The following is a 19,494-nucleotide window of genomic DNA, read 5'->3' as shown; positions in this document are numbered from 1 at the left end:
GCCTGCGATGAAGCAAGTGACGCCATTTCTGATGTTCGAGGGCAAGGCCGAAGAGGCAATGACCTTCTATTGCGAGACGATCCCCGACAGCAGCGTCCTTGACATCACACGTTACGGCTCCGGCGAAGACGGCCCGGAAGGAACGGTCAAGCTGGCGCGCGTGTCCATAAGCGGTCTGGAAGTGATGGTCTACAACAGCCCCGTGCACCATGCCTTCACGTTCACGCCGTCGGTCTCGCTGTATGTGAATTGCTCCACGGAGGCAGAGCTGAACGACATTGTCGAGGCTCTGGCCAAGGACGGCAAATTTCTGATGGCGCTGGACAATTATGGTTTCAGCCGCCGGTTTGCATGGCTCAACGACAGGTTCGGAGTCTCCTGGCAAATCAATTTGGCATAGCGAGTTCTGGACCGAACCGGCCAATCGAACCTGAACACGGCAATGGAGTCAGCAAATGACCGCGAAGATCACCGGCGGCATCAACATCGCCATGAAGGTCCCGCCGCATCAATACCAGGCAACGATCGCCTTCTATCGCGACGTCATCGGCCTGAAGCCATTCACGGCCAAATCGCCGGCCGTCGGGTTCGAACTCGGTCCCAATCGACTGTGGATCGACGAGGCGCCGATGATGAGCCAGGCCGAGATCTGGCTGGAACTGTTCACCGATGATTTTCCGGCCGCTGCGGAGCATCTCGCCGAGGCCGGCGTCGTGCGCTGCGATGCCATCGAGGCACTGGGTGAAGGCTTTCGCGGCGGCTGGATCACCAATCCGGCCAACATCATTCACCTCGTACGCGAACCCGATGCCTGGTGAACAGGGCGGCGCCGTGGAAAGGAGGACGCTATGAAAATCCGTGAAACACCGACCGCCGAAGCCGGCATGCTGATAAGGCGGCCGGTCGCCGACGTATTCGAAGCCTTCGTCGATCCGGCGATCACGACGAAATTCTGGTTCACCCATGGCAGCGACAGGTTGGACAGCGGCAAGGAAATCAGTTGGGAATGGCGCATGTATGGCGTCTCGACGACGGTCAATGTCAGTGAGATCGTCGATAACAAGAAGATCGTCATGCAATGGAGCGATCCGCCGACCACGGTGGTGTTGACATTTACCGAGATGCCGGGCGGCACGACCTTTGTCGAGGTCCGCAATTTCGGCTTTGTCGGTAGCCCCGATGAGCAGGTCAAGCAGGCGATCGGCTCGACCGGCGGTTTTGCGCTGGTGCTCGCCGGCGCCAAGGCGTGGCTGGAGCAAGGCGTGATGCTCGGCCTGATCGGCGACCGTCATCCGAAGGGCGTTCCAGCAAATTAAGCAACGGCGAGCCAAGATCGGCTGGCAACAGACCGCGAATGCTCAGGAACGCCGCTTTTCCTGCTCTAGCACATGACGGCGGAGCACGCGGTTGATCTCCGTTTGATAGCCACCGCCTTCGACATGCTCCTTGAACCAGGACAGCACATCAGCGTCAAGCCGAATGGTCACCGGCTGCTTTAGTGGCCGGTAGAGGTGCCCTCGGCGAGCATGAACCCAATTCTCGGCCGAAGTTTCCGGAATGTCGGACGTGTCAATTTCGCTGTCAGGCAAATCTGCCAAATTGGCGAGCTGGTTGCGCTGATCTTGGCTAAGTTCCTTCCTGCTCATAGCGCCTCCTTTCATGCGGCGTTGCTTTCCGGGCACCGACAATCCGAATTCGTTCCTCATCTTCGAGATCGGGATAAGTGTGAACAACGAGCAGTACCACCAGCCCTTGGATCATCCCGATCGCATGCCACCTTTGCTCGCCATCTTCAAACCGGTCAGGCACAATCAGATGAAGCGGATCCTTGAAGACATCTTTGGCGAGATCGAACTCAACACCATGCTTGGCACGGTTGCGCTTGGCCTTCTCGGGATCCCATTCAAATCGCAATATGGCGGCACCGTTATTTACAAAATTGTACGCACAATTCTGTAAGAGTCAAGTCAATGCCCGCCCCCGCCCTTTGCCTTCTTCCGCCGCCGCGCCAGCATGTTGAGCCCTTCGACCAGTGCCGAAAAACCCATGGCGGCGTAGATGTAGCCTTTCGGCACGTGGTAACCCATGCCGTCGGCGATCAGCGTCGTGCCGATCATCAGCAGGAAGCCGAGGGCCAGCATGACGATGCTGGGGTTCCTGGCGATGAAATCGGCCAGCGGCCCGGCCGCCAGCATCATCACGCTCACCGCCACGATCACCGCGATGTACATGATCGCGATTTCGTCGGTCATGCCGACGGCGGTGATGATCGAGTCGATCGAGAAGACGAGGTCGAGCAGCAATATCTGGAAAATCGCGCCGGCCAGCGACAGCTGCAATGTCTCGCCCATCATGGTGTCCTGGTGATCATCGAGATCGACCGTGTGGTGGATCTCCTTGGTCGCCTTCCAGACGAGAAACAGGCCGCCGGCGATCAGGATCAGGTCGCGCCATGAAAACCCGTGGCCGAAGGCGGTGAATATCGGCGTCGTCAGTTGGACGATGATCGAGATGGTGGCCAGCAGGATCAGCCGCATCACCAGCGCGGCCGAGATGCCGAGCCGCCGGGCGCGGGCCCGCTGCGCTACCGGCAATTTGTTGGTCAGGATCGAGATGAAGATCAGATTATCGATGCCGAGCACGACCTCCAGCACGATCAGCGTCAGCAGCGCGACCCATGCCGTCGGGTCGGAGACAAAGGCGAAATGCGGCGCCAGGAATTCGACTAGCTGCATGGAGGTCGTCCCCTCTACGATCTAGAGCAGTTTCGCCGGCAATTGGGTATTGCAAGCGTCTATATCAATGTCACGACCAGAAGGATGGAGCCGTTTCCTCCAGCCGCGGGCCGCGGCGAAACGGCGCGATCCGTTCGGTCAGGCCGCTACGGTCGGAAATGTCGACGCCGACGCCGCACAATGTCGCCGGTCCGGTCGATGCCTCGAAGCGGCCTTTCGGCACCTTGGACAAGAACCGGTTGAGCGGCTCCTCCTTGTCCATGCCGAGCGAGGAATCGTAATCGCCGCACATGCCGGCATCGGAAATATAACCGGTGCCGCCATTGAGGATCTGGTGATCGCCGGTCGGCTGATGCGTATGGGTGCCGACCACAAGGCTGGCACGGCCGTCGACGAAATGAGCGAAGCACATTTTTTCCGAGGTCGCCTCGGCATGGAAATCGATGACGATCGCATCGGCCTGCTCGCCAAGCGGGCAAGCGGCAAGTTCGCGCTCGCCGGCCTGGAACGGATCGTCGAGCTCGGGATGCATGAACACCCGGCCCATGATGTTGGCGACCAGCACGCGCGCGCCGTTCCTGGCGATGTAGACGCCTGAGCCGCGCCCCGGCGTACCCTTGGGGAAATTGGACGGACGCAGGAAGCGCTCTTCGCGCGGCGCGAAAATCAGCGCATCGCGCTGGTCCCAGACATGGTTGCCGGTGGTGACGACATCGGCGCCGGCCGAGATCGTCTCGCGAAAAATCTCCTCGGTGATGCCGAAGCCGCCGGCGGCGTTCTCGCCATTGACGATGACGAAGTCGAGCTTGAAATCCGAGATCAGGCCAGGCAGTTGTTCCCACACCGCCGTACGTCCTGTCTTGCCGACCATGTCGCCGAGGAAGAGAAGTCTCATATAAGCGTGATCCCGAACCGAAGGTCAGCGAAGCAAAAAGCTGCATGACTTTCGCAAAAGACCATGCGTCCAGGAACTTATCTACAATTTCGGCGCGAAGCGGCGCAACCCGCTCTCGGTGAGTATTTCCGGAATGATCACGTCATGCGGCTCGTCCGGCACCAGGGCCACCTCCTGGCAGTCGAAGGCAATGCCGATCAGCCGCGGCTGCTGTCCCTTGTCGGCCAGCCGCACGATCGCCCGGTCGTAATAGCCGGCGCCGTAACCGATGCGGTGGCCGCGCGCGTCGAAGGCGGCGAGCGGCACCAGCATGAGCTGGGGGTCGAGTACCTCGGCTTCCTCGTGCGGCCCGACGGTGCCGAACCCCATGTCGATCATCGGCGCGCCACGCACCAGCTCGCGAAAGACGATGGTGGTCTTGTCCAGAATGGCCGGCAGGCAGAGTCTTGCCCCCTTCTCGCGCAAGGCAAACATCAGCGGCCGGACGTCGACTTCCGAGCGCATCGGCCAGAAGCCTGAGACGATCTGGCCCGGCTCGACCGTGATCCGGTCGCGCGCCGTCTCGGCCATTTCGAGTGCTGCCTCCACCCGCCAGAAAGGATCGAGCGCGTCGCGGCGCCCGAGGGCTTGGTTGCGGAGATTTTTTTTCAGGTCTTTTGGGGATGTCATGCGCCGACGTTAGAAAAGGTCAGATTTGGATGGAGTTTTACGAGCGACGTTTTGGAGGAGCGGGGCGAACTTTTCGTTCGTGAGAGCACCCCACAAAGCGGCGCGACGACAAGATCCGCCAGAGATGGTCTTTTCGATAGGTGACGATCCACACAACCGGTGGAGAGAGCGATCCCGGGAACCTACAAAGTAGGTGGGCGCCGTATGAGAAAACCCACGGGTCTTCCCAGGGACAGCTCCCTAGGGATCATTAAGGCCCCGGGGAAAATGTTCTCCTGCCGGGAAGCGCAGACCGTCTCCGCCAATATAGGCAGACGGCAGACCAAGCGCCAGAGAGACGACATGTTTCGAGTCTTAAATCGACGCAGAACCGCTCGACGAGGGTCGCGCCGGCAAGATCCCCGCTTTACCAGCAGCGCCTTGCACCGCGAAGGCCGCGTCCTTAGGGTCGCGCGATGAACCCGGGAGCAAAAATGCGTTTCGAAGGCACGGCAGCCTATGTCGCCGACAAGGATCTGATGGTGGCGGTCAACGCGGCGATCGCGCTCGAGCGGCCGTTGCTGGTCAAGGGCGAGCCCGGTACCGGCAAGACCGAACTTGCCCGCCAGGTGGCGGCGGCGCTCGGCCTCGATCTGATCGAATGGCATGTCAAATCGACCACGCGGGCGCAGCAGGGCCTTTATGAATATGATGCCGTCTCGCGGCTGCGCGACAGCCAGCTCGGCGACGAGCGCTTCAACGACATCCGCAATTACCTCAAGCGCGGCAAGCTGTGGGACGCCTTTGCTGCCGGCAAGAAAGTCGTGCTTCTGATCGACGAGATCGACAAGGCCGATATCGAGTTCCCCAACGATCTGTTGCAGGAACTGGATCGGATGGAGTTCTTCGTCTACGAGACCGGCGAGACCATCCGTGCCACCGTCCGGCCGATCGTCATCATCACCTCCAACAACGAAAAAGAGCTGCCGGACGCCTTCCTGCGCCGCTGCTTCTTCCACTACATCCGCTTTCCCGACGTCGAGACGCTGCACAAAATCGTCGACGTGCACTATCCCGGCATCAAGCAGAACCTGGTGCGCGCCGCACTCACGCAATTCTATGAAATCCGTGACGTGCCGGGCCTCAAGAAGAAGCCGTCGACCTCCGAGGCACTCGACTGGATCCGCCTGCTGGTCGCCGACGAGATCGCGCCCGAGGACCTGCGCGCCGACCCGAAGAACGTGCTGCCCAAGCTGCACGGCGCCTTGCTGAAGAACGAACAGGACGTGCACCTGTTCGAGCGCCTGGCCTTCATGGCGAGACGGCAGGGATGAGGGGCCGGTCGGCCGGAAGCCCACGAAGTCACCGGACAGCGCTTTCCCGGTGCTGGACCGTTGCCTCTAGCCGGGCACGGAGGCAGCTTCAGGTTGCCGACTTCAGAGGGAAACGAAATGACCGAGATCACCATCCGCCCATTGGCGCAATCTGACCACGCCGATTGGCGGCGTCTTTGGACCGCCTATCTCACCTTCTACGAAACCAAGCTGCCGGAAGAGGTTTACTCCGTCACCTGGAAGCGGCTGTTCACGGCGGGCGAGTTCGAGCCGAAAGGCTTCATCGCCACCCTCGACGGCAAGGCCGTCGGCCTGACGCACTATCTCTACCATCGCTCCTGCTGGTCGCAGATAAACAACTGCTATCTGCAGGACCTGTTCGCCGACCCCGATGTACGCGGCAAGGGCGTCGGCGCCGCCCTGATCGAAGCGGTCAAGCAGGAAGCCGGCAAGATCGGCGTCAAGAACGTCTACTGGATGACCCACGAAACCAACACCACGGCACGCAAGCTCTACGACCACGTGGCGCGGCGGACCGGCTTCATCGAGTACGATCTGCTATGATGAAGCCAACGATTGAAATAATCACCTGTGCGCAATATATTGCGCATGATCAGGGGCGACAGTGCCGCTGATCGAGACCAACACGCGCAAGATTGTCACGAGGCTTTTACGTGACGGCTGGGTGAACGTAGGCGGCGGCAAACACGAGAAGTACGAGCATCCGGAAAGGCCGGAGATCATGATTATCGTGCCGCGGCATCGCGAACAATCTCTGGGTGTTGCGCGGTCGATCGCCCGGCTTGCTGGATGGATTTAAGGACGAATCATGACGCACTATGTCGGAATTCTTGACGGCGCAGATGAAGTCTGGGGAGTGCGGGTGCCTGATCTTCCCGGATGTCACGGCGGTGGCGCAAGTCCCGAAGAGGCGATAGCCGATGCGACTTCTGCCGTTCGCGAATGGGCAGAGACACGAATGGCGAAGAACTTGCCCTTGCCCGCGGCGCGCACTGTGGCAGATCTGCTCCGACTGGGCGAAGTCGATAGCGCTGCCGGTGAATCCGCCGTGATGATCCCTGTGCTGATCGATTCCGGACGGCCTGTCCGGGCCAATCTGTCGCTCGACGCAGGTCTTTTGGCGGCAATCGACGAAGAAGCGGGTCGGCGTGGTCTGACGCGTTCCGCCTTTATCGCCAGCGCCGCACGGGAGAAGATCGAGGGACACAGATAAAGTCGGACCATGTTCATCCCCTTCTTCCTCGAACTGAAGGCAGCGCGGGTTCCGGTCTCGCTCCGCGAATATCTGTCGCTGCTGGAGGGGCTGGAGGCCGGGCTGGTCGACTATGATGTCGAGGGCTTTTACTATCTCGCCCGCGCCGCTCTGGTGAAGGACGAGCGCCACATCGACCGCTTCGACCAGGTCTTTTCGCACATCTTCAAAGGTGTCGAGGCGCTGACTGACGAAGACGCGGTCGATGTCGCAAACATCCCGGAGGAATGGCTGCGGAGGCTCGCTGAAAAGCACCTGACCGATGAGGAGAAGAAGCTGGTCGAGGCGCTGGGCGGCTTCGGAAAGCTGATGGAGACGCTGAAGAAGCGGTTGGAGGAGCAAAACGGCCGGCATCAGGGCGGTTCGAAATGGATCGGCACCGGCGGCACCTCGCCCTTCGGCGCCTATGGCTACAATCCCGAAGGCGTGCGCATCGGCCAGCACGAAAGCCGCAACCGCCGCGCGGTAAAAGTCTGGGACAAACGCGAGTTCAGGAATTTCGATGACGCCGTCGAACTCGGCACCCGCAACATCAAGGTCGCGCTGAAGCGCTTGCGCCGCTGGGTGCGCGAAGGCGCCGAACAGGAATTCGACCTGCCCGGCACCATCCACGCCACCGCCGAGCACGGTTATCTTGACGTTAAGACACAACCCGAACGTCGCAATGCCGTGAAGCTGCTGATGTTCTTCGATGTCGGCGGCTCGATGGACGACCATGTCAGGAGCGTCGAGGAGCTGTTTTCGGCCGCCCGCGCCGAGTTCCGCCAGCTCGAATATTTCTATTTCCACAACTGCCTCTACGAGGGCGTGTGGAAGGACAATCGCCGCCGCCATGCCGAGGTGATTCCGACCTTCGATCTCCTCCATAAATATGGCCCCGACTACAAGGTGATCGTCGTCGGCGACGCCTCGATGAGCCCCTATGAGATCGCTCAACCCGGCGGCTCGGTCGAGCATTGGAACAAGGAGCCCGGCGCCGTCTGGCTCGGCAGGCTGCTGCAGCAATGGCCGAACGCCATTTGGCTCAATCCGGAAGACGCGAAGAACTGGGGTTTTACCCATTCGATTGCCATGATCCGCGATATTTTTGGCGGCCGCATGTTTCCGCTGACGCTCGCCGGCCTCGAAGCCGCGACGAAGCAACTTTCAAGGAAGCACTGAATGGATCCACGCAAAACAGGACGGTCGACCTGTTTCCTTTGCCTGCAATGCGGTGTCCAGTTCGCGGCGACAGCGACGCCGCCGCGACATTGCCCGATCTGCGAGGACGAGCGGCAATATGTGCGCTGGGAAGGTCAGGCCTGGACCACGCCGGAAGAGCTCGCCGCCGGCCATCGGGTCGTGATCAAGGATGATGCCGGCGTGCTCGCCTTCGGCATCGAGCCACGCTTCGCTATCGGCCAGCGCGCATTGCTGGCGCAAACGCCGCACGGCACTGTGCTGTGGGACTGCATCTCGATGGTCAGCGACGAGGCGGTGGCCGAGATCAACCGCCGGGGCGGCCTGGCCGCCATCGCCATTTCGCACTGCCATTATTATTCGGCAATGGTCGAGTGGAGCGAGGCGTTTGGCGGCGTGCCGATTTATCTGCACGCCGATGATCGTCCGTGGATCATGCGGCCGCATCCGGCAATCATCAGTTGGGAAGGCGAGATGCGCGCCATAAACCCGTCGCTGACGCTCATCCGCTGCGGCGGCCACTTTGCCGGTGGCCAGGTACTGCACTGGAAGCGCGACCGCGGCAATGCCATCCTGGCCGGCGACATCCTGCAGGTGGCGCCGACCCGCCGTCATGTCAGCTTCATGTACAGCTATCCGAACTATATCCCGCTCAACGCGACGAAAGTGCTCGGCATCAAGGCCGCGCTGGAGCCTTTCGCGTTCGACCATATCTACGGCGCATGGTGGAACCAGAACGTCATCCGAGATGCAAAGGCAGCATTTTCAGCATCGGTTGCGCGCTATCTCGCCGCCATCGCCTGAGGGATTCTTCGCAGCAGGATAGGAAATACGAGCAAACGCCGTAACAAATGCCTATTTCAGGCGAAGTTGCGAAGGCAACCCAAATAGCGACATAAGCTAAGAGGAAAAAATGGACAGCCGCACCTACCCCGTTACCCGCACCGATGCCGAATGGCGCGCCCGGCTGACGCCCGAGCAATATGCGGTGATGCGCAACCACGGCACCGAGCGGCCGGGAAGCTGCGCCCTGCTGCACGAGAAGCGCGCCGGCACCTTCTCCTGCGTCGGCTGCGACCAGCCCTTGTTTGAATCCAAGCTGAAATTCGAGAGCGGCACCGGCTGGCCGAGCTTCAACGACCCAGTGCGGGGTTCGGTCGAGACCACCGTCGACCGCAGCTACGGCATGGTCCGCACCGAATGCCATTGCGCCCGCTGCGGCAGCCATCTCGGCCATGTCTTCGAGGACGGCCCGCCACCGACCGGTCTGCGCTATTGCATCAACGGCGTGGCGCTCAAATTCGCGCCGGCCGCCTGATCGTCAGGCCACAACCACCAGGATCAGCCACAACGTGGCGCCAAGCGTCATCAGCGAGGCCATGACGCCACTCGATTTTCCGGCAGTTCGCCAAACGGCAAAGGTCAGGAAGATATTGTAGGGCACCGGCGCGAAATGCACCGCCAGGACGAGCGCAAGCGGCAGCTTCAATCCTAGCAGAATGAGCGCCCCCACCGACGACGCGACGTTGATCGCTGTGCCGACAACGACCAGGTCGCGCCAGAACAGCCGATCGAGCGGCACGCCGCCGAACCAGCGTGAGCGGAAGAAGGCGGCAACGCGCGACATGATCGTCATCGATCGATCGGCTCCCTGGCTGCGCACCAGAGCAACCCTTCCACAAGGATTGCGTCTGGAAACCCTGCTTTATTCCTGACCCAGAACGTCGGCAATCGCGCGCTCGAAACGTGAGGCTTCCGTCACCAGCCAGTCGGTCATCGCCGGCCAATTGTCCTCGGCAAAACAATTCACCCGCCACATCGAATTGATGCCGAGGCCGTCGCAACTTTGTTCTGGCCTGAGCTTCAGCCTGTCTTCGATGGCCGGCTGGAACGGCTTCAACCGCGACCAGGCTTGCGTGGCACCGAACTTCTCGTTGCGGCCGAAGAAGACGCCGACATGATTGTGCGCAGGCGCGACATACATGGAAAGGACCAATGCGAAATCGGGCAGCCCACGCTGCCAGAACCACGGTCCGCGCCTCGCCAACAGAGCCCTTTCATCCGGATGCCGTTCCGCGAACAGCGTCCAGAAGCTGCGTTGGCGGAATTCAGAGGCGCGGTGGGCGCCGAAGTCGAATTCACTCATGGCTGGATTCCATGGTCAGAACCGCTTCTCCCGCGATCGTCTCCGGCGCCGAGGCCGGCCTTTACACCATGCCGAGCGCAGCCTTGTACAGATCGAGGATGGACTCCTCTTCCTGCCGCTCGGCCTGGTCCTTCTTGCGCAGCCGGATGATCGACCGCATCGCCTTGGTGTCGAAGCCAGTGCCCTTGGCCTCGGCGAACACTTCCTTGATGTCGTCGGCAATCGTCTTCTTCTCTTCCTCGAGCCGCTCGATTCGTTCGATGAAGGCGCGCAGCTGGCCGGCGGCAACAGTCTGGCTGGTCTCGGTGATGTCGTCGGCCATATTCTTCTCTCCGCGTCGTTTCTCGCCGCGACTCGGGGTGACCCGAGCGGCGAATTGCAGCGGTTCGATGCCCGACCGGGCGCGGCGGGTCAAGGTACTATCGATGCGGCATGAAGGGCTGCTGCCAGGCGCCGACAAGGCCCTATCGATGCCGGCCTGTTTCACCCGAACGCGATCAGCAGATCCTTGGCATCGATCTGGTCGCCGGCCTTGACCAGCACCTCGGCTATGGTGCCGTCGCGTTCGGCATGCAACGCCGTTTCCATCTTCATCGCTTCGATCGACAGCAGCACGTCGCCGGCCTTCACCGCCTGGCCGGCAGCGACCGCAAGCGCCGAGACGACGCCAGGCATCGGCGCGCCGACATGCGCCTCATTGCCCGGCTCCGCCTTGCGCCGTGCCTTGGCAGCGGACGCGCCATGCGCCCGGTCCGGCACCTTCACCCGGCGCGGCTGCCCGTTGAGCTCGAAGAACACGGTGACCATGCCCTTTTCGTCGACATCGCCGATGGCAAGGCAGCGCACCACCAGCGTCTTGCCTTTTTCGATGTCGACGAAAATCTCGTCTTCCGGCTTCATGCCGTAGAAATAGGTCGGCGTCGGCAGCACGCTGACCGGCCCGTAGGTCTCCTGCGCGGCGGCAAAATCGGAAAACACCTTCGGATACATCAGCCACGACGCGAACTCGAACTCGCTGAGCTTGCGCTCGAGCTTTTCCTCGACCTCCGCGCGACTGGCCTTGAGGTCCGCCGGTTTGAGCAGCGAACCCGGCCGCACCGTGATCGGCTTTTCGCCCTTCAGCACCTTCTTCTGCAATGGCTTTGGCCAGCCGCCCGGCGACTGGCCGAGATCGCCGCGCAACATCGACACCACCGAATCCGGGAAGGCGATGTCCCTCGCCGGATTCTCGACGTCGGCGACGGTCAGGTCCTGGCTCACCATCATCAGCGCCATGTCGCCGACGACCTTGGACGACGGCGTCACCTTGACGATGTCGCCGAACATCAGATTGACGTCGTGATAGGTCTGCGCCACCTCGTGCCAGCGTGTCTCCAGCCCGAGCGAGCGCGCCTGTTCCTTGAGGTTGGTGAACTGACCGCCCGGCATTTCGTGCAGATAGACCTCCGATGCCGGTCCCTTCAGGTCGCTTTCGAAGGCTGAATACTGGTTGCGCACCGCCTCCCAGTAGAACGAGATGTTCCTGATCCACTGCGGGTCGAGGCCCGGATCGCGCTCGGTGCCCTTCAGCGCCTCCACGATCGAACCGAGGCACGGCTGCGAGGTGTTGCCGGATAGCGAATCCATCGCCGCGTCGATGGCGTCGACGCCGCTCTCCACCGCCGCCAGCACGGTTGCCGCCGACAGGCCGGATGTGTCGTGGGTGTGGAAGTGGATCGGCAGGTCCGTCGCCTCGCGCAGTGCCTTGAACAGCGCGCGGGCAGCGCTCGGCTTTAGAAGCCCAGCCATGTCCTTGACGGCGATGATATGGGCGCCTGCCGCCTGCAATTCCCTGGCCAGGCCGACATAGTATTTCAGATCGTATTTGGCCCGCGCCGGATCGAGTATGTCGCCGGTATAACAGATCGCCGCTTCGATCAGTCTGCCCTCGGCGCCGATCGCATCCATGGCCACGCGCATGTTCTCGACCCAGTTCAGGCAGTCGAAGACCCGGAACAGGTCGATGCCGCCGGCAGCGGCCTGGCGGACGAAATGCTGGACGACATTGTCGGGATAGTTGGTATAGCCAACGCCGTTGGCACCGCGCAGGAGCATCTGCAGCAGAAGGTTGGGTGTTGCCTCGCGCACCAGGGACAGCCGCTCCCATGGGTCTTCGGTGAGAAAGCGCATGGCGACGTCGAATGTGGCGCCGCCCCAGCATTCGAGCGACAAAAGCTGCGGCAGAGCACGCGCATAGGTGCCGGCAATTCCGGCAATGTCATAGGTGCGCACACGCGTCGCGAGCAAGGATTGATGCCCGTCGCGCATTGTCGTGTCGGTGACCAGCACCTCTGTTTGCTCGCGCATCCACGCGGCGAATTTCTCCGGCCCGAGCACGTCGAGCTTCTGCTTGCTGCCTTGAGGCACATTGCCGTTGAGATATGGCACCACCGGTGGCGCCGCATCGGCCTTTGGCTGCGGCCGGCCGCGCGTCTCGGGATGACCATTGACCGAAACGTCGGCAAGGTAGTTGAGCAGCTTGGTCGCGCGGTCCTGCCGCTTCACACTGGCGAACAGTTCCGGCGTCGTGTCGATGAACTTGGTGGTGTAGGAATTGTCGGCGAAGCTCGGGTGATTGATGATCGCCTCGAGGAACGTGAGGTTGGTCGCCACGCCGCGGATACGGAATTCGCGCAGCGCCCGGTTCATGCGGGCGATGGTCTCGGCCGGCGTCGGCGCCCACGCCGTTACCTTTTCCAGCAGCGGATCGTAGAAGCGGGTGATGACCGCGCCCGAATAGGCGGTGCCGCCATCAAGGCGGATACCGAAGCCGGTGGCACCGCGATAGGCGGTGATGCGGCCATAGTCGGGGATGAAATTATGCTCGGGATCTTCCGTGGTGATGCGGCACTGCAGCGCGTGGCCGTTGAGCCTGATGTCCTTCTGCGCCGGAACGCCCGATTCCGCCGTGCCGATGGCAAAGCCGTCGAGGATATGGATCTGCGCCTTGACGATGTCGATGCCGGTCACCTGTTCGGTGACCGTGTGCTCGACCTGGATACGCGGATTGACCTCGATGAAGTAGAATTTTCCGGTATCGGCATCCTGCAGGAACTCGACCGTGCCGGCGCCGATATAGCTGGTTTCGCGCGCGATCCTCAGCGCGTAGCCGCAAAGCTCCTCGCGCTGTGACATTTCGAGGTAGGGCGCCGGCGCCCGCTCGACCACTTTCTGGTTGCGGCGCTGGATCGAACAATCGCGCTCGAACAGGTGCACGGCGTTGCCATGAGTGTCGCCCAGCACCTGCACCTCGACATGGCGTGCGCGCTCGATCAGCTTTTCGAGATAGACCTCGTCCTTGCCGAAAGCCGCCTTCGCCTCACGCTTGCCTTCCATGACCTCGCGCGCGAGATCGGCCTCGGAGCGGATGGCGCGCATGCCGCGGCCGCCGCCGCCCCAGGATGCCTTGAGCATCACCGGGTAGCCGATCGTCTTGGCGAGTTCCTTTACCGCCTCCATGTCGTCCGGCAAGGGATCGGTGGCGGGAATTACCGGCACGCCGACTTCGATCGCGAGGTTGCGAGCGGCGACCTTGTTGCCTAGCCTGCGCATCGTATCCGGCTTTGGCCCGATGAAGATGATGCCGGCCGTGGCGCAGGCCTCGGCGAATTCCGGGCTTTCCGACAGCAGGCCGTAGCCTGGATGGATGGCATCGGCGCCCGATAGCCTGGCGACGCGGATAACCTCCTCGATCGACAGATAGCTTTCTATCGGCCCCATGTCCCTGGCCAAATGCGGCCCGCGCCCGACCTGGTAGCTTTCGTCGGCCTTGAAGCGATGCAGGGAGTATTTGTCCTCCTCTGCCCAGATCGCCACGGTTTTGAGGCCGAGCTCATTGGCCGCGCGGAAGACGCGGATGGCTATTTCGGAGCGGTTGGCGACAAGGATCTTCGAGATTGCCAAGGACAGGGCTCCGGACGCGGGAAAGGGAACTGCTGGACATGATTAGCGCGAAAATGCTGCAGTGCAAACAAAAATGGAGACGTCGGCTAAACCGATTTAAATCCTTGCGGCTATGCGATGAAGCAAAAGACAAATGAAAAATGCCCGGCGCGAGGCGCCGGGCATTTTTTGGGCTGCAGGCGTTTGCCGGCTTATTGTTCGAAGTAGGTGTACTTGCCGTCGTCACCCTTCTTCCAAGTGTAGATGACGTAGTCGGGACGGGTGATGTCGCCCTTTGCGTCATAGCCGATGTCGCCGATGGCGGTCTTCCACGGGCCACTCTTCTTGATCTCTTCCGCAACCTTCTGCGCGTCGTCGGAAGAGCCGACCTTGTTGGCGGCGGCGGCGACGATCTGCAGCGCGGCGTAGGAGTAGAGCGTATAGGCTTCAGGCTCGAAACCGGCGGCGCGGAACTTCTCCACGAGTTCCTTGGCGTTCGGGTTCTTGCGCGGATCGGGAGCGAACGTCATCAGCGTGCCGTCGACGGCATCGCCGGCGATGGAGGCCAATTCGTTCGACACGATGCCGTCGCCGGACATGAACTGGGCCTTGAGACCCTGATCGGCGAGCTGGCGCATAATCAGGCCGGCCTCGGTGTGCAGGCCGCCATAGTAGACGACGTTGACGCCGGCATCCTTCATCTTGGCGATCAACGCCGAGAAGTCCTTGTCGCCGACATTGATGCCCTCATACATGGCTTCGGTCACGCCATCAGCATTGAGTGCCTTCTTGGTTTCGTCGGCGAGACCCTGGCCGTAAGGCGTCTTGTCGTGGACGACGGCGATCTTGCCGTCCTTAAAGTGCGCGGCGAGGTAGTCGCCGGCAACCTTGCCCTGCTGATCGTCGCGTCCGCAGGTACGGAACGTGTTCCACAGGCCCCGCTCGGTCAGCTTCGGGTTGGTCGCGGAAGGCGTGATGACGAGAATGCCGTTCTCGGCATAGACCTCTGACGCCGGAATGGTGACGCCCGAATTGAAGTGGCCGACGACATATTTGACGCCATCGGCGACAAACTTGTTGGCGACCGAGATGCCCTGCTTCGGATCCGACACGTCGTCGCCGACCTCGATCTTGATCTGCTCGCCGTTAATGCCGCCAGCCGCGTTGATATCGGCGGCAGCCTGTTCGGCGCCCTTCTGCAACTGCGCGCCGAATGCTGCGTTCGGGCCAGTGATCGGACCGGCAACGCCGATCAGGATGTCAGCCCACGCGCTGCCGCTGAACGCGACAAGCGCGGTCAGGGCGACGGCGGACAAAAGTGACTTTTTCATTGAAACGCTCCCATTTACCGAGTGGGCGTGGATGTTGCTTTCATGCGATGCCCACTCTTGCTCGCAGAAAGAGTACTTTGCCGATTTTCAGGCACTTGTCACGCCGATTCATCCCTGAAGCGCCGTTAATGATAAATGTCAACCTTTTGGTTTCCAGCTCAAAAGAGAGGCTCTTTCGTAAAGCCAATTATACTGCGTTACCATCTGGTTGGTGCGCGTGTATTGGTAGCCAATGAAGCCCAATATCATCAGCACGATGGTGTCGACCACGTAGTAATGCAGCGAAAACATCGTTCCGCCGAACAGCGCATGATGGATGAATCTTACGCCGATGCCGAGCCCCAGCATGTAGGCGAACAACTGGGCGAAGCTGCGCCACGTCTGCGCACATGCCTTGCCCGTCATCCACGCCGCCCAGCCGCCGAGCAGGCAGGTGACGAAGAAGAACTGCCAGATCGAGGGTTCCTCATAGACAATGCCCTGCATGATTGATGTCTCCTGAAACTCAGTGATGGCCGCCTTCGAGATAGGCGGCGCGCACCTCCGGATTGGCGAGCAACTCCTTGCCGGTGCCGCTCATCGTCACGTTGCCGTTGACCATGACATAGCCGCGCGTGGCGAGCTTCAGAGCGCCGAAGGCGTTTTGCTCGACCAGGAACACGGTCAGTCCCTGCGTGCGGTTCAGCTCCCGGATAGCGTCGAATATCTGCTTGACGATCAGCGGCGCCAGGCCAAGCGACGGCTCGTCGAGCAAAAGCAGCTTCGGCCGCGCCATCAGCGCGCGCCCGATCGACAGCATCTGCTGCTCGCCGCCGGACAGCGTGCCACCACGCTGGGCAATGCGTTCCTTCAGGCGTGGAAACAGCGTGAACACCTTCTCGACGTCCTCGTCATAATGCTCGAGGTTGTCGAGGCTGGCGCCCATTTGCAGGTTTTCCATCACCGTCATGCGTGGGAAAATGCGGCGCCCTTCCGGCGACTGGGCGATGCGCATGCGCGCGATCTCGTGGGTCGGCATCTGGGTGATGTCGGTACCGGCGAATGTGATGGTACCCGCGCGGGCGCGGGGAGCACCGAAGATGGTCATCATCAGCGTCGACTTGCCGGCGCCGTTGGCACCGATCAGCGCTACGATCTCACCTTGCTTGACCGTGACATCGACGCCGTTCAGCGCCCTGATGTTGCCGTAGTAGGTCTGGACGCCCTTGATATCGAGCAGCGTTGTGCCGGCCATTATTTCCGCCCTCCACGCCGATTAGAGGTGCCGGGAGTTTTTGACTTCACCGGAGCCTTGGAGGCCGGCTTTGCAGTGGAAGATTTTGCGGCAGAAGATTTCGCGGCCGATTTGGCTTTGGCCGGCGATCCGGACTTTGCCGCGGCACTCGACCTTGCATCGATCTGCCCGGCTTTCGAAGCGCCCTTTGACACGGTGACGCGTTCGCCCTCGCTGTGGCCAACCGTGTCGGCAACCGGTCCGGCGAGATACGAAGACGATGTGCCTGGGCCATGGGCCGCATCCGGACCCGTATCCAATTGCTCGATGACGTCTTCGTCGCCGACTTCGGTCAGCACCGTCTCGACGTCCTCGTCTTCGACGCCGAGGTAGGCAGCGATGACGCGCGGGTCGGTCCGCACCGATTGCGGGTTGCCGTCGGAGATCTTGCGCCCGTATTCGAGCACGACGACATGGTCCGAAATCTGCATAACCACCGCCATATCATGCTCGATCAAAAGGATCGACGTGCCGGTGTTGTCCTTGATGTCCATCAGCAGTGCATTGAGCGCCGCCGATTCCTTCGGATTAAGGCCGGCGGCCGGCTCGTCGAGGCACAGAAGCTCAGGGCCGGTGCACATGGCGCGAGCAATTTCGAGCCGTCGCTGCGCGCCATATGGCAGATCGCCGGCAGGATCGTCGGCGCGGTCGACGAGATCGGCCTTTTCCAGCCAGTGCTCGGCCAGTTCAACCGATTCCGCCGAAGCCTGTCTGTATCCGCTATAACCGAACAGGCCGAGAATGGTATAGCCGGACGCCTTCATCAGCTTGTTGTGCTGGGCCACCAGCAGGTTCTCCAGCAGCGTCATGCCCGAGAACAGGCGGATGTTCTGGAAGGTGCGCGCCACCTTGGCCCGCGCCGGGATTTCATGGTTCGGCAAACGTTCGAGCAGGAAGGTCGAGCCGTCGCGCCGATTGAGCGTGATCATGCCTTCCGACGGTTTGTAGAAACCGGTGATGCAATTGAACACGGTGGTCTTGCCGGCGCCGTTGGGACCGATCAGCGCGGTGATCTCGCCGCGTTTGGCCTGGAACGACAGGTCGCCGATGGCGACGAGACCGCCGAACTTCATCGACAAATGATCGACCTGCAGGATGGCATCGTTCACGGAGGGGCTCGCGTTCATCAGCCGTGTCCCTCCTTGGTAAAGGACCCCGACACCGCCCTGCGCACCTTGAGGAAGGCTGTCGGCTCGCGGCTGCCGACGAAGCCGCGCGGCTTCCACAGCATGACGATGACCATGGCCATGCCGAACAACAGCATGCGATAAAGCTCCGGCGTGAAGTCGGGGCCGAACCCGGGTATAACCTTGATGTTGCCCCAACTCAGGCCGGTCTTGAGGAAATCCAGTTCGCGCAGGATTTCGGTGCCGCCGATCATCACCATGGCGGCGACGGCAATGCCGACCAGCGAGCCCATGCCGCCAAGCACGACGATGGCAAGGATGATCGCGGATTCCAGGAAGACGAAGGATTCCGGGCTGACGAAGCCTTGCCGCGCGGCAAAGAACGAGCCGGCGAAGCCGCCAAACATCGCGCCCGTGGCAAAGGCCGTGAGCTTGGTGGTGGTGGTGTTGATACCGAGCGAGCGGCACGCGATCTCGTCCTCGCGCAGCGCTTCCCAGGCGCGGCCGACCGGCAGACGCCTGAGCCTCACGGTGACGAAGGCCGTCAGCAGACAGAGCCCAAGGATCAAATAGTAGAGGAATATCTTGTAGTAGGCACCCGATTGGGCGATGCCGAGCACCTTCGAGATGTAGTTCGGATCGGAGACGTTGAACGACATCAGGCCGAAGAAAGACACCTTCGGGATGCCGGAAATGCCGGCCGAGCCGTTGGTCACCTCGCGCCAGTTGATGATCACCAGCCTTATGATTTCGCCGAAGGCGAGCGTCACGATCGCCAGATAGTCACCGCGCAGGCGCAGCACCGGGAAGCCGAGCATCACGCCCCAGAACGCAGCCATCAGGCCAGCGGCGGGCAGCAGGATCCAGAAGGAGAGGCCGAAATGCGTGCCGAGCAGCGCATAGGCGTAGGCACCGACGGCGTAGAAGGCGACATAGCCGAGATCGAGCAAGCCGGCCAAGCCGATAACGATATTCAGCCCCCAAGCCAGCATCACGTAGATCAGGATCTGGATGCCGTAATTGTCGACATATTTCAGCGAGCCCTGGAAACCGGCGGCCATCGACCCGGCATATAGAGCCAGCACCAACACCACGATAATCGGGTAGAGCGCCAGTGCGGTTATGCCCAATGCCGAGAAATGAGCGTGAATGAAGGCCCGGAACCGATATATCAGCCAAGCCAGCGCATAGATGATTGCGAGCGCCCGCAGGAACCGCACAAAATCGGAAAGTTCCGGCCCTAAGGCCTCGGTCAGAAAGCCGCTGAGCGCGAGCAGAATAACGGCGACGGCGAGCGCCACGATGAACGCGGGAAGGCGGAAGAATCGCGAAGCCAGGCTGACCGGCAGCAGGCCGGTGGCGACGTCGACGATCTTCTGGTTCGCCAGGAAGGGCTGGCCATAGGCGACATAGAGGAAGCGTCCTGCCATGGTGGCGATCACGACGCCGGCGAGCAAGCCCCAGCGTTGCACCAGGATCAGTTCGTTGGAGATATTCTGGTCGGTTTTCAGGCCGATGAACAGCACGAACAGGCCAAGCGAGATGGCGCCGGCATAGAGCGCTTCGCGAAAAGCGCGCTGGACCGGGGTGGCAACGACGGTGCTTTCCGGAGACACGGTAACCGCCATGATC

At 61.5% G+C, this 19,494-nt stretch carries 24 protein-coding genes and 1 other RNA gene; 10 read left to right on the top strand and 15 right to left on the bottom strand.

Features of this window, described 5'->3' with window-relative positions; genetic code table 11:
* Positions 1–7 precede the first annotated feature (7 nt).
* The 3 genes from NKI24_RS13535 to NKI24_RS13525 are packed head-to-tail and all read left to right on the top strand — an operon-like array spanning position 8 to position 1,316.
* Positions 8–400, top strand: a complete 393-nt coding sequence (locus NKI24_RS13535; RefSeq protein ID WP_352450850.1) for a VOC family protein — start codon at positions 8–10, stop codon at positions 398–400.
* Between the two features lie 55 nt (positions 401–455).
* Positions 456–818, top strand: a complete 363-nt coding sequence (locus NKI24_RS13530) for a VOC family protein (RefSeq protein WP_023678033.1) — start codon at positions 456–458, stop codon at positions 816–818.
* A 30-nt stretch (positions 819–848) separates the two neighbouring features.
* Positions 849–1,316, top strand: coding sequence for an SRPBCC family protein (locus NKI24_RS13525; protein ID WP_352450851.1), 468 nt, complete (start codon positions 849–851; stop codon positions 1,314–1,316).
* A 42-nt stretch (positions 1,317–1,358) separates the two neighbouring features.
* Here the strand turns inward: NKI24_RS13525 and NKI24_RS13520 are convergent, their stop codons facing one another.
* From NKI24_RS13520 to ssrS, 6 genes are all read right to left on the bottom strand, one after another.
* Entirely contained in the window at positions 1,359–1,646 is a 288-nt protein-coding gene (locus NKI24_RS13520) for a BrnA antitoxin family protein (RefSeq protein ID WP_352450852.1), read from the bottom strand.
* Positions 1,627–1,914, bottom strand: coding sequence for a BrnT family toxin (locus NKI24_RS13515; protein ID WP_352450853.1), 288 nt, complete (start codon positions 1,912–1,914; stop codon positions 1,627–1,629). Before NKI24_RS13515 ends, NKI24_RS13520 begins: the two co-directional genes overlap by 20 nt.
* Positions 1,915–1,967: 53 nt before the next feature.
* The gene (locus NKI24_RS13510) at positions 1,968–2,735 is read right to left on the bottom strand and encodes a TerC family protein (RefSeq protein ID WP_352450854.1); all 768 of its coding nucleotides are present in this window, start codon (positions 2,733–2,735) and stop codon (positions 1,968–1,970) included.
* Between the two features lie 70 nt (positions 2,736–2,805).
* Positions 2,806–3,630 (bottom strand): TIGR00282 family metallophosphoesterase, encoded by an 825-nt coding sequence (locus NKI24_RS13505; protein WP_023678036.1) that lies wholly within the window; start codon positions 3,628–3,630, stop codon positions 2,806–2,808.
* Positions 3,631–3,711: 81 nt separating this feature from the next.
* Positions 3,712–4,299, bottom strand: a complete 588-nt coding sequence (locus NKI24_RS13500) for a 5-formyltetrahydrofolate cyclo-ligase (RefSeq protein WP_352742958.1) — start codon at positions 4,297–4,299, stop codon at positions 3,712–3,714.
* A gap of 141 nt (positions 4,300–4,440) precedes the next feature.
* Positions 4,441–4,596, bottom strand: a non-coding RNA gene (gene ssrS / locus NKI24_RS13495) — 6S RNA.
* 176 nt (positions 4,597–4,772) lie between these two features.
* On the opposite strand from ssrS, the gene NKI24_RS13490 reads away from it, so the two are divergent.
* The 7 genes from NKI24_RS13490 to msrB all read left to right on the top strand — a co-directional run bounded on the left by NKI24_RS13490 (position 4,773) and on the right by msrB (position 9,382).
* Positions 4,773–5,612, top strand: a complete 840-nt coding sequence (locus tag NKI24_RS13490) for an AAA family ATPase (protein ID WP_352450856.1) — start codon at positions 4,773–4,775, stop codon at positions 5,610–5,612.
* Positions 5,613–5,729: 117 nt separating this feature from the next.
* The gene (locus NKI24_RS13485) at positions 5,730–6,176 is read left to right on the top strand and encodes a GNAT family N-acetyltransferase (protein WP_352745888.1); all 447 of its coding nucleotides are present in this window, start codon (positions 5,730–5,732) and stop codon (positions 6,174–6,176) included.
* 61 nt (positions 6,177–6,237) lie between these two features.
* Positions 6,238–6,432 carry a type II toxin-antitoxin system HicA family toxin gene (locus tag NKI24_RS13480; protein WP_126104508.1) on the top strand — a complete coding sequence of 65 codons (195 nt, stop codon included), beginning with the start codon at positions 6,238–6,240 and terminating at the stop codon, positions 6,430–6,432.
* Between the two features lie 9 nt (positions 6,433–6,441).
* Positions 6,442–6,846, top strand: a complete 405-nt coding sequence (locus tag NKI24_RS13475) for a type II toxin-antitoxin system HicB family antitoxin (protein ID WP_254816428.1) — start codon at positions 6,442–6,444, stop codon at positions 6,844–6,846.
* Positions 6,847–6,855: 9 nt separating this feature from the next.
* On the top strand, positions 6,856–8,046 hold the full coding sequence (locus tag NKI24_RS13470) for a vWA domain-containing protein (RefSeq protein ID WP_352745887.1): 1,191 nt from the start codon (positions 6,856–6,858) through the stop codon (positions 8,044–8,046).
* Complete coding sequence (locus NKI24_RS13465; protein WP_352745884.1) at positions 8,047–8,868, top strand: MBL fold metallo-hydrolase; 822 nt, start codon at positions 8,047–8,049, stop codon at positions 8,866–8,868. It abuts the gene before it with no gap.
* 109 nt (positions 8,869–8,977) lie between these two features.
* Positions 8,978–9,382, top strand: a complete 405-nt coding sequence (gene msrB / locus NKI24_RS13460; RefSeq protein WP_352745881.1) for a peptide-methionine (R)-S-oxide reductase MsrB — start codon at positions 8,978–8,980, stop codon at positions 9,380–9,382.
* A gap of 3 nt (positions 9,383–9,385) precedes the next feature.
* On the opposite strand, the gene NKI24_RS13455 is transcribed toward msrB, so the two are convergent.
* The 9 genes from NKI24_RS13455 to livM form a co-directional block, all read right to left on the bottom strand.
* On the bottom strand, positions 9,386–9,700 hold the full coding sequence (locus tag NKI24_RS13455) for a hypothetical protein (RefSeq protein WP_352471234.1): 315 nt from the start codon (positions 9,698–9,700) through the stop codon (positions 9,386–9,388).
* 69 nt (positions 9,701–9,769) lie between these two features.
* Complete coding sequence (locus NKI24_RS13450; protein WP_352471235.1) at positions 9,770–10,210, bottom strand: hypothetical protein; 441 nt, start codon at positions 10,208–10,210, stop codon at positions 9,770–9,772.
* Positions 10,211–10,271: 61 nt separating this feature from the next.
* Positions 10,272–10,532: a DUF2312 domain-containing protein gene (locus tag NKI24_RS13445; protein WP_023719653.1), complete on the bottom strand. Its 261-nt coding sequence runs from the start codon at positions 10,530–10,532 to the stop codon at positions 10,272–10,274.
* Between the two features lie 161 nt (positions 10,533–10,693).
* Entirely contained in the window at positions 10,694–14,152 is a 3,459-nt protein-coding gene (gene pyc / locus NKI24_RS13440) for a pyruvate carboxylase (RefSeq protein WP_352745877.1), read from the bottom strand.
* A gap of 191 nt (positions 14,153–14,343) precedes the next feature.
* The gene (locus tag NKI24_RS13435; protein ID WP_352471237.1) at positions 14,344–15,462 is read right to left on the bottom strand and encodes a branched-chain amino acid ABC transporter substrate-binding protein; all 1,119 of its coding nucleotides are present in this window, start codon (positions 15,460–15,462) and stop codon (positions 14,344–14,346) included.
* 138 nt (positions 15,463–15,600) lie between these two features.
* Positions 15,601–15,948 (bottom strand): DUF6867 family protein, encoded by a 348-nt coding sequence (locus NKI24_RS13430; protein WP_352471238.1) that lies wholly within the window; start codon positions 15,946–15,948, stop codon positions 15,601–15,603.
* Positions 15,949–15,967: 19 nt separating this feature from the next.
* Complete coding sequence (locus NKI24_RS13425) at positions 15,968–16,696, bottom strand: ABC transporter ATP-binding protein (RefSeq protein WP_352471239.1); 729 nt, start codon at positions 16,694–16,696, stop codon at positions 15,968–15,970.
* Complete coding sequence (locus tag NKI24_RS13420) at positions 16,696–17,862, bottom strand: ABC transporter ATP-binding protein (protein ID WP_352540330.1); 1,167 nt, start codon at positions 17,860–17,862, stop codon at positions 16,696–16,698. The genes NKI24_RS13425 and NKI24_RS13420 overlap by 1 nt, the downstream gene beginning before the upstream one ends.
* Complete coding sequence (livM, locus tag NKI24_RS13415; RefSeq protein WP_352471241.1) at positions 17,862–19,490, bottom strand: high-affinity branched-chain amino acid ABC transporter permease LivM; 1,629 nt, start codon at positions 19,488–19,490, stop codon at positions 17,862–17,864. Before livM ends, NKI24_RS13420 begins: the two co-directional genes overlap by 1 nt.
* Positions 19,491–19,494 lie beyond the last annotated feature (4 nt).

This window comes from Mesorhizobium sp. M0701, assembly GCF_040320365.1.
In the GTDB taxonomy this organism is placed as follows: Bacteria; Pseudomonadota; Alphaproteobacteria; order Rhizobiales; family Rhizobiaceae; genus Mesorhizobium.
The sequence above is the reverse complement of the archived record's forward strand: the minus strand, read 5'-3'. Positions and strand labels throughout refer to the sequence as shown.